Origin of the sequence: Polaromonas sp. LjRoot131 (assembly GCF_964252805.1) — a bacterium.
In the GTDB taxonomy this organism is placed as follows: Bacteria; Pseudomonadota; Gammaproteobacteria; order Burkholderiales; family Burkholderiaceae_C; genus Polaromonas.
This window is the reverse complement of the sequence record NZ_CAXUPF020000002.1, coordinates 851,217-864,705: the sequence shown is the minus strand read 5'-3', so window position 1 is coordinate 864,705 and position 13,489 is coordinate 851,217. Positions and strand designations below refer to the sequence as shown.

General features: G+C 68.3%; 10 protein-coding genes. 5 read left to right on the top strand and 5 right to left on the bottom strand.

Features of this window, described 5'->3' with window-relative positions; translation table 11 throughout:
• The first annotated feature begins 77 nt into the window (after positions 1 to 77).
• Together ACSQ27_RS14625 and ACSQ27_RS14620 are read left to right on the top strand one after the other, a co-directional pair.
• Complete coding sequence (locus tag ACSQ27_RS14625) at positions 78 to 1,019, top strand: LysR family transcriptional regulator (protein WP_436156206.1); 942 nt, start codon at positions 78 to 80, stop codon at positions 1,017 to 1,019.
• A gap of 68 nt (positions 1,020 to 1,087) precedes the next feature.
• On the top strand, positions 1,088 to 5,359 hold the full coding sequence (locus ACSQ27_RS14620; protein WP_436156205.1) for a DEAD/DEAH box helicase: 4,272 nt from the start codon (positions 1,088 to 1,090) through the stop codon (positions 5,357 to 5,359).
• A 27-nt stretch (positions 5,360 to 5,386) separates the two neighbouring features.
• Here the strand turns inward: ACSQ27_RS14620 and ACSQ27_RS14615 are convergent, their stop codons facing one another.
• Together ACSQ27_RS14615 and ACSQ27_RS14610 are read right to left on the bottom strand one after the other, a co-directional pair.
• Positions 5,387 to 5,620, bottom strand: coding sequence for a hypothetical protein (locus tag ACSQ27_RS14615; RefSeq protein ID WP_436156204.1), 234 nt, complete (start codon positions 5,618 to 5,620; stop codon positions 5,387 to 5,389).
• A gap of 24 nt (positions 5,621 to 5,644) precedes the next feature.
• On the bottom strand, positions 5,645 to 6,589 hold the full coding sequence (locus ACSQ27_RS14610) for a LysR substrate-binding domain-containing protein (RefSeq protein ID WP_436156203.1): 945 nt from the start codon (positions 6,587 to 6,589) through the stop codon (positions 5,645 to 5,647).
• Between the two features lie 223 nt (positions 6,590 to 6,812).
• Between ACSQ27_RS14610 and nirK the strand changes: the two genes are divergently transcribed.
• The 3 genes from nirK to ACSQ27_RS14595 all read left to right on the top strand — a co-directional run bounded on the left by nirK (position 6,813) and on the right by ACSQ27_RS14595 (position 11,211).
• Positions 6,813 to 8,285, top strand: a complete 1,473-nt coding sequence (gene nirK / locus ACSQ27_RS14605; RefSeq protein WP_436156202.1) for a copper-containing nitrite reductase — start codon at positions 6,813 to 6,815, stop codon at positions 8,283 to 8,285.
• Positions 8,286 to 8,319: 34 nt separating this feature from the next.
• Positions 8,320 to 10,602 carry a nitric-oxide reductase large subunit gene (locus ACSQ27_RS14600; RefSeq protein WP_436156201.1) on the top strand — a complete coding sequence of 761 codons (2,283 nt, stop codon included), beginning with the start codon at positions 8,320 to 8,322 and terminating at the stop codon, positions 10,600 to 10,602.
• A gap of 210 nt (positions 10,603 to 10,812) precedes the next feature.
• Positions 10,813 to 11,211, top strand: coding sequence for a RidA family protein (locus ACSQ27_RS14595; RefSeq protein WP_436156200.1), 399 nt, complete (start codon positions 10,813 to 10,815; stop codon positions 11,209 to 11,211).
• A 23-nt stretch (positions 11,212 to 11,234) separates the two neighbouring features.
• Here ACSQ27_RS14595 and ACSQ27_RS14590 read toward each other — a convergent pair whose 3' ends face one another.
• From ACSQ27_RS14590 to ACSQ27_RS14580, 3 genes are read right to left on the bottom strand one after another with little or no spacing between them, the layout of a single operon-like run.
• A complete protein-coding gene (locus tag ACSQ27_RS14590) occupies positions 11,235 to 11,570 on the bottom strand; it encodes a hypothetical protein (RefSeq protein ID WP_436156199.1) in 336 nt (111 codons plus the stop codon).
• Positions 11,567 to 12,355, bottom strand: coding sequence for a hypothetical protein (locus tag ACSQ27_RS14585; protein WP_436156198.1), 789 nt, complete (start codon positions 12,353 to 12,355; stop codon positions 11,567 to 11,569). Before ACSQ27_RS14585 ends, ACSQ27_RS14590 begins: the two co-directional genes overlap by 4 nt.
• Before the next feature lie 12 nt (positions 12,356 to 12,367).
• On the bottom strand, positions 12,368 to 13,489 hold the full coding sequence (locus ACSQ27_RS14580) for a PepSY-associated TM helix domain-containing protein (RefSeq protein ID WP_436156197.1): 1,122 nt from the start codon (positions 13,487 to 13,489) through the stop codon (positions 12,368 to 12,370).

Here is a 13,489-nt window from a genome sequence, read left to right as displayed (position 1 = left end):
ATTGCCAAACGAGTATTCGGCGCGGACAGCTATTCCTTTTTTTCCTGGCGGCCGGCGCTGCGCTACAGTGGCGGGGAATGAACCTCACCTTCAAACAGCTGGAAGCCTTTCTCTTCAGCGCGAAGCTGCAGAGCTTCAGCGCCGCGGCCGTGAAGCTTCACACCACGCAGTCGGCGATCTCCAAACGCCTGGCGGAACTTGAGGACGTGCTGGGCGCGCCGGTGCTGCACCGCAAGTCCAAAGGGCTGGAACTGACCCCGGTGGGGCGGCGCCTGATGCCGCTGGCCGAGCAGACGCTCAGGCTCAGGCTGCGCATAGAAACCGAGGTCAGCGTCGACCAGACCCTGGAAGGCACCTTCCGCATCGGCGTGACCGAGCTGATCGCGCTGACCTGGCTCACGGGTTTCATCAAACGTTTGCAGGAGCTCCACCCCAAGCTCATGCTGGAGCCCGTCGTGGACGCGGGCCTGCACCTGTTCCAGAGCCTGGAATCGCACAAGATAGACTTGGCCATCATGCCCGGCGTCTACTGGGGCAAGCAGTTCACCACGGTCAAGGTGGCGCAGGTCGAGGACCTCTGGATGGCCAGCCCCAGCCTGAAGATGCCCAAACGCGCGCTCAAGCCCGAGGAGTTCGCGCGCTACCCGGTGCTGGAGCAGTCAACCGGCGCGGCGAAGAACAAGTTTTACGAGGCCTGGCTGGCGCAGCACGGCTTCAAGTTCAACAAGGTCTTCGCCACCAACAGCACCACCGTGCTCAGGGAACTCACCATCAGCGGCTTCGGCATCAGCCAGATGGCGCTGGAGTATATGCAGCCGGACATCGACAAGGGCCTGCTGCGCATCGTGCGCAGCGACCCCATGCCGCCGCCCATGGTGTACAGCGCGGTCTACCACAGCGACAACTTCAGCCCCGCGATGGACAGGGTTGTCCAGCTGGCCATCGCAAGCTGCGATTTTTCGCGCCGCTCCAGCCTGCATGAGAAAGGCGCGGCCCCTGCCAGGGGCCGCGCAACGTAGCCCTCTTCCATCGCGGGGCTATCCCCAACCCGGCCCTGCGCCGGGCCGAAAACCCCGAAAATGCAGGGGTGTCCCAGCTTCCGTTCCACCCGGCCGTTTCCGCCTGGCTAGAAGGCCGGTTCGGCTGCGCCACCGAGGTCCAGGCCCAGGCATGGGCCGTGACCTCGCAGCGCCGCCATGCGCTGATCGCCGCGCCCACGGGCTCGGGCAAGACGCTGGCGGCCTTTCTGTCGGCGATTGACGAGCTGGTGCGCGAGGGCCTGGACAAAGGGCTTTCCGACGAGGTGCACGTCCTTTATGTATCGCCGCTGAAGGCGCTCTCCAACGACATCCGCAAGAACCTGGAAGAGCCCCTGGCCGGCATCCAGGCCGGGCTGGCCGCGATGGGCCTGCCCGACCCCGGCATACGCGCGGCGGTGCGCACGGGCGACACGCCGCCAGCCGAGCGCGAGCGCATGCGCCGCGCGCCGCCGCACATCCTGGTGACCACACCGGAGTCGCTGTACATCCTGCTGAGCTCGGACTCGGGCCGCGCGATGCTGAAGTCGGTGAAAAGCGTGATCGTCGACGAGCTGCATGCGGTGGCCGGCGTCAAGCGCGGCTCGCACCTGATGCTCTCGCTGGAACGGCTGGAGGCGCTGTGCGAAAAACCCCCGGTGCGCATAGGCCTGTCGGCCACCGTAAAACCACTGGACGAGATGGCGCGTTTCCTCATCGGCCAGCGTGGTGAAGATGTGGCAATCATCGACGCCGGCCATGTGCGCGAGCGCGACCTGGCGATCGAGATGCCGCGCTCGCCGCTGACTTCGGTGATGGCCACCGAAGTCTGGGACGAGCTCTACGACCGGCTCACCGAATTGGTGGCCCAGCACCGCACGACGCTGATCTTCGTCAACCAGCGCCGCATCGCGGAACGCGTGGCGCGCCACCTGGCCGAGCGGCTCGGCGAGGAGCACGTCACCGCCCACCACGGCAGCCTGGCGCGCGAGCACCGCCTGAACGCCGAGCAGCGGCTCAAGCAGGGCGAACTCAAGGCGCTGGTGGCCACCAGCTCGCTGGAGCTGGGCATCGACATCGGCGACATCGACCTGGTGTGCCAGATCGGCTCGCCGCGCGCGATCAATGCCCTGCTGCAGCGCGTCGGCCGCGCCGGGCACGCCATAGGCGCGATCCCCAAGGGGCGGCTGTTTCCGCTGGCGCTGGACGACCTGCTGGAATGCACCGCCCTGCTGGCCGCGGTGGACCGCGGCGAGCTGGACCGCATCCGCGTGCCGGCCAAACCGCTGGACGCGCTGGCGCAGCACATCATTGCCGAGACCGCCTGCCGCGAATGGCCGCTGGACGCGCTTTACGACTGCCTGCGGCGCGCGCAGCCCTACCGCGAACTCACGCTGCATGAGTTCGAGCAGGTGGTGCAGATGCTGGCCGACGGCTACAGCACGCGCCGGGGCCGGCGCGGCGCCTACCTGCACTATGACGCCGTCAACCGCATGCTGCGCGCGCGCCGCGGTGCGCGCATGGCCGCCGTCACCAATGCGGGCGTGATCCCGGACCAGTTCGACTACGAGGTGGTGCTGCTGCCCGACGGGCACCGCGTGGGCACGCTCAACGAGGACTTCGCTTTCGAGAGCCTGCCGGGCGACATCTTCCAGCTCGGCAACGCGTCCTACCGCATCGCCAAGGTGGAGACCGGCAAGGTGATGGTGGAAGACGCCCGGGGCCAGCCGCCGTCCATGCCTTTCTGGCTTGGCGAAAGCCTGGGCCGCACCGACGAACTCAGCGAGGCGGTGTCGCGCGTCTGCGAGACCGCCGACACCCTGCTCGACGACGGCGTGCAGGCCTGCGAGCGCTGGCTGCGCGAGGACCTGCGGCTGCCCGCCGCGGCGGCGCAGCAGCTCACGCTCTACCTGGCGGCCTCCAAGGCCGCGCTCGGCGTGCTGCCCAGCCGGCGCCACATCGTGTTCGAGCGTTTCTTCGACGAGGTGGGCGACACCCACCTGGTGATCCATTCGCCCTACGGCTCGCGCATCAACAAGGCCTGGGGCCTGGCGCTGCGCAAGCGCATGTGCCGCAAGTTCAACTTCGAGCTGCAGGCCAGCGCGCTGGAGGACAGCATCGTGCTGTCGCTGGGGCCCACGCACAGCTTCGCGCTGGAAGAGTTGCGGCACTACCTGAAGACGGCCAGCGCGCGCGAGGTGCTGGTGCAGGCGCTGCTGGACGCGCCCATGTTCGGCACGCGCTGGCGCTGGAACGCCACCGCCTCGCTCGCGGTGCGCCGCATGAACGGCGGCCGCAAGGTGCCGCCGCAGTTCCAGCGCTCCGATGCGGAAGACCTGCTGACGGTGGTGTTCCCGGACCAGCTCGCCTGCGCCGAGAACCTGGTGGGTGAACGCGAGATTCCCGAGCACCCGCTGGTGGCGCAGACGCTGCACGACTGCCTGAACGAGACCATGGACGCCGACGGCTTTGTGCGGCTGCTGGCCGGCATCGAGGCCGGCGAGGTGCGCATCAGCACGCGTGACCTGGCCACGCCCTCCCCGCTGGCGCACGCCATCCTGAACGCCCGGCCCTATGCCTTCCTGGACGGCGGCGCGGCCGAGGAGCGGCGCACCAAGGCGGTCAGCACCCGGCCGCTGATGGACCCGCAGACGGCCGAGGACATGGGCAAGCTCGACCCGCAGGTGATCGCGCAGGTCTGTGAGGACGCCAGGCCCGACATCCGCAGCGCCGACGAGCTGCACGACGCGCTGGTGGTGCACGGCTTTCTCACCGCCGACGAGGCTCCTTTCCCTGAGTACATCGCGGCGCTCTCCCAACAAGGCCGCATCGGCCGGCTGAGCCTGCCGGCGGGCGCAGAGATCTACGTCGCGGCGGAGCGCCTGCATGAGTTCCGCGCTGTCTTCCCCGATGCGGCGCTGTCCCCGGCCATCACAGCAACCTCCAGCGCGCGGCCCGAAGCCGATGCGGCGCTGCGCGAGATCCTGCGCGGGCGGCTGGACCTGCTGGGCCCCGTGACGGCGCAGGCACTGGGCGCGCCGCTGGAGATGAACGCGGACGCCGTGCTGCCGGCCTTGCTGCAGCTAGAAGCCGAAGGCGCGGTGATGCGCGGCGCCTTCACCGCCGCCGGCGCGCAGGAGTGGTGCGACCGGCGCCTGCTGGCGCGCATACACCGCGGCACACGCGAGAAGCTGCGCGCCGAGTTCCAGCCGGTGCCGCCGGCGCAGTTCATGCGTTTCCTGTTCCGCTGGCACCAGCTGGATACTGATGAGGGCGACGAGCGCCGCGAAGGTGAAGGTGGGTTGGCCGAAGTGCTGCGCCAGCTGGAAGGTTATGCGGCGCCGGCCGCGGCCTGGGAAGAAGAACTGCTGGCGGCGCGCGTCAGCCATTACCTGCCTTCCATGCTCGACAAACTCTGCGCCGTGGGCCGCGTGGCCTGGTGGCGACCGGTGGATGCCGGCGATGCGGCGGGCCGCAAGACAGGGCCTGTGCGCGGCACGCCGGTGCTGCTGTGCGAGCGCGACGCCCTGCCCCACTGGCAGCAGGCGGCAGGCGCGGCGGCGGCCGATGGCACGGCGGCGGATGAGCCGGTGCTGTCCAGCGCGGCACGCCAGGTGTTGGATTCGCTGCGTTCGCACGGGGCCAGCTTTTTTGCGGACCTGCGGCATGACGCGCGGCTGCTGGGCACGCAGGCCGAACAGGCGCTGGCCGAGCTGGTCGCGCACGGTCTGGCCACGTCCGATTCATTCGCCGGGCTGCGCGCGCTGGTGATGCCGGAAGACAAACGCAACAAGCTGCGGCGCAGGCCCGGCGCGCTGGACCCGATGGAGGATGCGGGCCGCTGGTCGCTGACGCGACGGCCCCGGCCGGTGGAACCCGCGCCGGGCGCGCTGGCCGAACCGCATGTGGAGCACATCGCGCGTGTGCTGCTGCGCCGCTACGGCGTGGTGTTTCGCAAGCTGCTGGAGCGCGAGGACGGGCTGCCGCCGTGGCGCGAGCTGTTTTACGTGCTGCGCCGGCTTGAGGCGCGCGGCGAAGTGCGCGGCGGCCGTTTTGTCAGCGGCTTTTCGGGCGAGCAGTTCGCGCTGCCGGAAGCCGCCACGGCCCTGCGCAGGATGGCGAAGGAGCCGGGCAGCGAGCGGGTCGCCATCTCGGCCGTCGACCCCTTGAACCTGGCCGGCATCCTGACGCCGGGCGACAAGGTGCCACGCCTGCCCGGCAACCGCCTGCTCTTTGAAGGCGGCGTGCCGGTGGCCGTGCAGTGCGGCGGCGAGATCCGCTACCTGCGGGAACTGGAGGCGGGCGCGCAGTGGGAGATGAAGAACCTGCTGGTTCGCCGCTGACACGCGCCGCAGCTGTTGACGCGGCGCTCAGGGAAGCTCGGCCTCAAAACGTTCCAGTTCTTCCTCAAGCGTCCCTCGGCCGCTGAAATCCCGCTTCGCCTGGCCGTACCAGTATTCGGCGTTCCCCAGGTCGCCCTCCTGAATGTGCAGGATGCCGTGCAGCCAGGCGGCCCGCTGCGATTCATCACTTTGCACGAGAGTGTGCGCCTCGTTCCAGCGCCCCGCGCGAATATGCAGCAGGGCTTGGCGAAGAATGTCCATCGAAAGCTCCTTGAATGAATTGAATTAACGGGGTGCCGGTGTTTTGCCGGCATGCGGACCGGTGACGGGCGCATGCTGCGCCATCAGCTCCGCCACCCACTCGATGAACACCCGCAGCTTGGCGCTGACGTGGCGGTTCGGCGGGAAGGCCACGTACAGCGGCATGGGATCCAGATGCCAGTCCCCGAACAAGGGCCGCAGCTCGCCGCGAAGCACATGCTCCCTGGCCATATAGTCCGGCAGCCACAGCACGCCCAGGCCCGCCAGGCCGGCCGCGAGGTAGGCATTGCCGTCGTCGAAGGCGAACAGGTGGCGGCCCTGCACCTTGAGGCTCTCGCCGCCCTTGTGCATGGCATAGGGAAAGGCCTTGCCGGTGCGCGCCCACAGGAAGCCGACGATGCGGTGATGCGTGTCTTCGAGCTCCTGCGGGTGCGCGGGCGTGCCGGCGCGCGCCAGGTAGTCCGGTGCGGCATACACCCCGAGTTGCAGGTCGCCCACTTTGCGGGCCGCCAGCGAGGGGTCTGTCAGCTCGCCGCCGCGCACCACGCAGTCGACGTTGTCGCCGATCACGTCCACCATGCGGTCGCTGACGCCCATGTCGAGCTGGATCTCGGGGTAGCGCGCGTGGAAGGCCGGTAGGGCCGGCACCAGGATCATGCGGGCCAGGGGGCTGGGCACGTCGACCCGCAGCCGGCCGCGCGGCAAGGCCGACGCGCCGGACAGGCTGGTCTCGGCATCGTCCACGTCGGCCAGCACGCGCAGCACACGCTCGTAGTAGGCCGCGCCGTCGGCCGTGACCTTGACCTGGCGTGTGGTGCGGTTGAGCAGCCTCACGCGCAGCCGCGCCTCCAGCTGCTGCACCAGCTGCGTCACGCTGGTCTTGCTCATATGGAGTGTTTCGGCGGCCTTGGTGAAGCTGCCCGCTTCCACGACGCGGGCGAAGGCCTGCATGGCATCGAAACGGTCCATCTTTATCCCATAGTGATCGATTGCCTGGATTCTACGAACAGTGATGGACAGGCTTGCCTGTTGATCCGAAAGACCCGGCGCCCTGCAGTCTCTTCGATCGGCGCCTATTCAAATCGCAAGGCCCCTCTATTTGGCAAGGTGTTGATCCAGGACAAGCTCCTGTGGCTCACCGCCCCCACAGTCGGAACTGCCGAACCGGCACAAAAGACCAAGGACAAGCCACATGAAACGGACCCTCCCCCTCGGCGCCATCGCCGCCGCCACCTGTCTCCTCGCCGCGGCTTTGTCCGTGCAGGCGCAGCCCGCCGCGCACCCGGCACATGCCGCTGCCGCATCCGGTGCCGCTTCAAGCGCAGCGACACCCGCCGCGACCAGGCGCTACGAACTGCACACCAACATCGTCGACGGAAAAATGGTGTTCGTCGATGACAAGGGACAGGTGAACCCGACCCTCACGGCCAACGCGGACGACACGATCGAGATCGTGCTGGAAAGCGGGGAAGGCGCGGAGCACGACCTGGTGATCCCCGAACTGAACGTCGCCTCGGCGAAGTTCAGCGGCAGTACCGGCAAGACCACGCTGCGCTTCAAGGTCCCGCGCTCCGGCACGTTCACCTATTACTGCTCCATCCCCGGCCACCGGCAGATCGGCATGGAAGGCCGGCTGCAGGTCAGCGGCCCCGCCGTCGCCCAGGGCGCCGCGCCGGCCGGCAGCGGCTCCAGCCACGCCGCGCTTGCGCTCTACACCCCGGCCCCCGTGCCGCAGCGCGCGGCCGACCCGTCCGCGGTCAGCGTGGCCGCCAACCCGGCCGCGGTGCCTGCCGCCGTGGGGGCGCGGGCGCCCAAGACCCTGAAGTACCGCATGGAAACGGTCGAGTTGCCCGGCAAGCTCGACGACGGCACCAGCTTTACCTACTGGACTTTCAACCGCCAGGTGCCCGGCCCGATGCTGCGCGCCCGGGTAGGCGACACCATCGAGCTGACGCTGGCCAACGCCCGGGACAGCAAGATGATCCATTCGATCGACCTGCACGCGGTGACGGGCGGCCACGGCGGCGGCGCAGACACGCAGGTCGCTCCGGGCCAGGAGAAGGCCATCACCTTCAAGGCGCTCAACCCGGGCCTGTACGTGTACCACTGCGCCACGCCTTTGGTGCCGCAGCACATCGCGGCCGGCATGTACGGCATGATCCTGGTCGAGCCGGTGGACGGCTTGCCCAAAGTGGACCGCGAGTACTACGTGATGCAGGGCGAGATGTACACGGGCCGCCCGCACGGGGCCAAGGGGCACCAGGAGGCCGACCTCGAGAAGATGGCCAATGAGCTGCCCGACTACTACGTCTTCAACGGCGAAGTCGGCGCGCTGAACAAGACCCACAAGCTGCAGGCCAAAGTGGGCGAAACCGTGCGCATCTACTTCGGCGTCGGCGGCCCCAACAAGATCTCGTCTTTCCACGTCATCGGCGAGATCTTCGACACCGTGTACAGCGAAGGTTCCTTCACGGGTATCAAGCACGACGTGCAGACCACGCTGGTGGCGCCCGGCGGCGCGACCATCGTCGAGATCAAGGTCCAGCAGCCTGGAAGCTACCTGCTGGTAGACCACGCCCTGTCGCGCGCCGGCAAGGGCGCGGTGGGTGTGCTCGAAGTCACCGGCGAAGCGGTTCCCGGCGTCTACAAGGCCGGCGTGCTGTAAGCGCGTCACCTCATCTTTGACCTAGGAGAACCCCATGGGCTCATACAAAAAACTCTGGTTCACGCTGATCGGCGTGCTGATCGTGACCTTTTCGCTGCTGGGCTACTACGGCACCGAGGTCTACCGCCAGGCGCCGCCCATCCCCGCGCAGGTGACGGCGCCGGACGGCAAGGTCCTGTTCGACCGCGAGGGCATCCTCGACGGCCAGACGGCCTGGCAGTCGGTGGGCGGCATGCAGCTGGGCTCCATCTGGGGCCACGGCGCCTACCAGGCACCGGACTGGACCGCCGACTGGCTGCATCGCGAACTGACCGCCTGGCTGGAGCTGGCTGCACAGCAGCTGCACGGCAAGGCCTATGCCGCGCTCGACGGACCGGCACAAGCCGCACTGCGCGAGCAGCTCAAGGCCGAGTACCGCGGTAACCGTGTCGACCAGGCGGAGGTTCTGAAGCTGTCGGAACGCCGCGTCCAGGCCATCGCGCAGACCGCCGGGTATTACGACAAGCTGTTCTCCGACGCGCCCTCGCTTCAGAAAAGCCGCGAGCACTTCGCGATGAAAGAGAACACCTTGCCAAGCGCCGAGCGGCGCCGGCAGATGACGCAATTTTTCTTCTGGACCGCCTGGGCCGCCGCCACCGAGCGTCCCGGCCAGAAAGTCACCTACACCAACAACTGGCCTCACGAGCCGCTGATCGGCAACCGGCCGAGCAGCGAGAACATTGTCTGGTCGATCGCCAGCATCGTGGTGCTGCTGGCCGGCGTGGGGTTTTTGGTGTGGGCCTGGGCCTTCCTGCGCAACCATGACGAGCCGCTGCCGGCACCCGCCGCGCGGGATCCCCTGACCACCTTTGCGCTCACGCCTTCGCAGCGGAGCCTGGGCAAGTACCTGTTCCTGGTCGTGGCCTTGTTCATCTTCCAGGTGTTCGTCGGCGGGTTCACCGCGCACTACACCGTCGAAGGGCAACAGTTCTACGGCATCGACGTCTCGCGCTGGTTTCCGTATTCACTGACCCGCACCTGGCACATCCAGGCCGCGTTGTTCTGGATCGCCACCGGCTTCCTGGCCGCGGGCCTGTTCCTCGCGCCGCTGATCAACGGCGGCAAGGACCCGAAGTTCCAGAAGGCCGGTGTGGATGTGCTGTTCTGGGCACTGGTCGTCGTCGTGGTGGGTTCCTTCACCGGCAATTACCTGGCGATCGCGCAGGTGATGCCGCCCGAATGGAATTTCTGGCTCGGGCACCAGGGCTACGAGTACGTGGACCTGGGGCGCCTGTGGCAGATCGGCAAGTTCACCGGCATTTTGCTGTGGCTGGTGCTGATGCTGCGCGGCGTCGTCCCGGCGCTTCTGAAAAAGGGCGGCGACAAGAACCTGCTCGCGCTGCTCACCGCTTCGGTGGGTGCCATCGGCCTGTTCTACGGCGCCGGCCTTTTCTACGGCGAGCGCACCCACCTGTCGGTGATGGAATACTGGCGCTGGTGGGTGGTCCACCTCTGGGTGGAAGGCTTCTTCGAGGTCTTCGCCACCACGGCACTGGCCTTTATCTTCTCCACGCTCGGCCTGGTCTCGCTGCGCATGGCCACGGCCGCGAGCCTGGCATCGGCGTCGCTGTTCATGCTGGGCGGCATTCCCGGAACCTTCCACCACATGTACTTCGCCGGCACCACCACGCCGGTGATGGCGGTCGGCGCGAGCTTCAGCGCCCTTGAGGTGGTGCCGCTGATCGTGCTGGGCCATGAAGCCTGGGAGAACTGGCGGCTCAAGGCGCGCGCCGCCTGGATGGAAAACCTCAAGTGGCCGATGATGTGCTTCGTCGCGGTCGCCTTCTGGAACATGCTGGGCGCCGGTGTCTTCGGCTTCATGATCAACCCGCCGATGTCGCTTTATTACATCCAGGGGCTGAACACCACGCCGGTGCACGCGCATGCCGCGCTGTTCGGGGTCTACGGATTCCTGGCGCTGGGCTTCACGCTGCTGGTGCTGCGCTACCTGCGCCCGGACTACCGGTTCAGCGCGCCCTTGATGAAAACCGCGTTCTGGGGCCTCAACGCCGGCCTGGTGCTGATGATCTTCACGAGCCTGCTGCCCATCGGGATCATCCAGTTCCACGCCAGCGTCAGCGAAGGCCTGTGGTATGCGCGCAGCGAGGAATTCATGCAGCAGCCCCTGCTGCAGAACCTGCGCTGGGCGCGCACCTTCGGCGACGTCGTGTTCATCGTCGGCGCGCTTGCGATGGCGCTGCAGGTGGTGCTGGGCTTGCTGAACAAGGCGCCCAGGCTGCCGCAGCCCGAGCCGCGCCTGGGCGAGGCACGCGCTTGAGCATGCGCATCCGGCGGTCACGCCCTTGCAGGATTGCGGAAGCATTGCATCGAAACGGACCGCCTCTGCCTCACGGCTATCGATTGTTTGGATTCCACGAACAGTGATGGACAGGCTTGCCTGTTTATCCGAAAGGCCCGGCGCCCTACAGTCTCTTCATCACCCACCACAGGCCGGCTCCGGCCTGTTTTTTTGATGAAGGAGATGGAGATGGCACAACGCGACGTCGTGTTTCCGCCCGGGCGCCGGGCGCTGTATGAACGCAACCGCTATTCACCGGCGCTGAAGTCCAATGGCCTCCTGTTCGTGTCGGGCCAGGTCGGCAGCCGCGAGGACGGCTCGCCCGAGCCCGACCTGGAGGCGCAGGTCCGGCTCGCCTTCGAGAACCTGAACGCCGTGCTGAAGGCGGCGGGCTGCAGCTTCGACGACGTGGTGGACGTCACCGTGTTCATGGTGGATCCGCAATCGACCTTCGAGACCATCTGGAAGGTGGTGCCGGACTACTGGGGCGAGGCACCCCACCCCACGCTGACCGCCGTCGGCGTGACCTGGCTGTATGGCTTCCAGTTCGAGATCAAGGTGATTGCGAAGCTGCCGGCAGGCCGGTGAGGCTTGCCCGCGCTGAGTGATTCCTACAGGGCCACCGCCAGCCACGCCATGAGCAGCGCGACCCATCCGCTGCGCTGCGACCACACCAGCGTGCGGGCCGGCCACGCGTTCAGGGCCATGCCGTAAGGCCAGCCCAGCAAGGTCCAGGCGCAGGCCACCAGCGTCGCGCCGCCCGCGGGCCCTGCCGCGGCGATGGCGCAGGCCAGTTGCAGCGCCAGCAGCAAGGCGATCACCCACCACCCGGCTTTGCGCGCACCTGCTTGCGGCTCACCCAGGGCCCGCGTCGCCACCATCCGGCTCCAGGCAGCCAGCCCGGCCAGGGTGGCCCCCGCGGCCAGCAACGCGGCCGCCTCGTTCATGCGCTGTCCTCCCCGGCGGGGGCCACAAGCCGGTGTTCAGACGCATGCCGCAGCAGCAGCTGGAACGCCGTCATCAGCGACAAGCCCGCGGCCAGCCACCATTGCGGCAAGCCGGAGCGGCTTGCCAGCCAGGCATACACCAGCGCGCCGGCGACGGCGAGCACGGCCGCCGTGCGCCGCATCCAGGGCGCCAGCGTGGCCGCCGGCAGCAGCAGGAAAAAAGAAACCAGCATGCCCACCATGCCCGAGCCGCGCTGCGGCTCGGTGCCCACGATGTGGGCCAGGCGAAATGCTTCGGCGAACAGGCCGCCGGCCACCCAGAAGGGCAAGCCCGCCCACACGCGCCGCCACAGGGGTAGCGCCGGCGTCTGCACGCGGCGGTCGGCGCGCTGCTGGTGTTGGCGCACCTGGTGCGGGCCGATGGCGGGTGCCAGCGCAGTGCAGGCCGCGCCCAGCAGCCCCAGCGACAGCGCGAAGGAAACCGACAGGGCCGCGTGCAGCGCAGCGCCCGCCCACGCGGCGGCCAGCAGCATCACGGCGGTGGCCGCCAGGGCCAGCCGCCACAGCAGCAAACGCGGGTGGATGAAAGCGAGCAACAGCGACAGGACGCCCCAGAGCCCGATCGCGGCCCAGCTCAGCCACGCGGGCCTGAGCGACGGGGACACCAGTTGAGCGGGCGGGAACAACTGCACCAGGCTGATCACCAGCAGGGCCGCCGGCACGCTGGCGTGCAGGCCGAGGAAAAAACGCTCGGCTGGCGTGGCATCACGAATCGCTCCGGCCATCGTGCTTGCTCCTCAGGCAGCGGCGGCCGCGCCGCGCGATCCGGCGTGCGTGCGCTGGCGCCGGCTGTCCAGCCAGATCAGCGTGCCCGAGAGCGACAGGAAAGCCGGCGTCAGGCCCAGCACGAAATAAAACCATTTGAGCGCCAGGCCGCCGAAGTCGCCGAAGTGCAGCGGCTCCATCAGCGCGTTGGCCTGGCTCCAGAAGCCCTGGGTGCGCGGGTCGTGCACGGCCTTCACCCGCCCCGTGGCGCCCTCGACCTGCACGCGCGCGGTGCTGGCCAGGTGGCTGGAGAGTCCCCCGGTGAACACGGCCTGCGCATCGGCGCGGCCCCAGTTGCGCAAGGACAGCTGCCGCGGCTCGAAACCGGGCACGGCCTGCAGCGCGGCGGCGCGGGCTTCATCGAGCGGCCGCATGGCCGCGGCCGGCGCGGGCGCCTTCTTGCCCATGGCCGCGCCGGGTTCGGCGGCGGGGGCCTGCACGGCATAAGCGAAGCCGCGCTCGAACACCGGCGCCAGCCCGAGCCAGGCGCCGGTGAAGGCGATGACGATGTGGAACGCCAGGCCCCACACGCCGGCGGCCTTGTGCAGGTCCGACATCACCACACGGAAGCTGCGGCCCCAGCGCTGGGTGAAGAGCTCGGCGAGTATCTTGCGGTGGATGACAAAGCCGGTGCCTATCAGCACCAGCATGGCCACACCCAGGAAGCCGACGATCCAGCGCGGCCCGAAGAACAGGAACACGTGCAGCATGCGGATGAACTGGCCGAGCTGGCTGTCCACCGGGCCGACGACTTCCGCGGTGTCCGACCGAACCGCCACCTTGGTGCGCATCTCGGCATGGCCTTTTTGCCGCAGGTAGGCGAAGTGGCTGGGCGTGACCGCGTCGGGCAGCACGATGGTCTCCACCACGGCTTGCGGGTAGGCGGCCTGCACGTTGCGCAGCAGGGTGTCCAGCGAGGCCGGCGCCGCCGCGCGCGGCAGGCCGGCCAGGCTGGGGTTGGCCCACAGGTCGATCTCGTTCTTGAACACCACCACCGACCCGGAAAAACAGACGATGAACATCAGCAGGCCCGTGACGATGCCGGCCCACGAATGGACCGTGAAGAGCATGTTGAGCGTGCGCTGCGAGGCCAT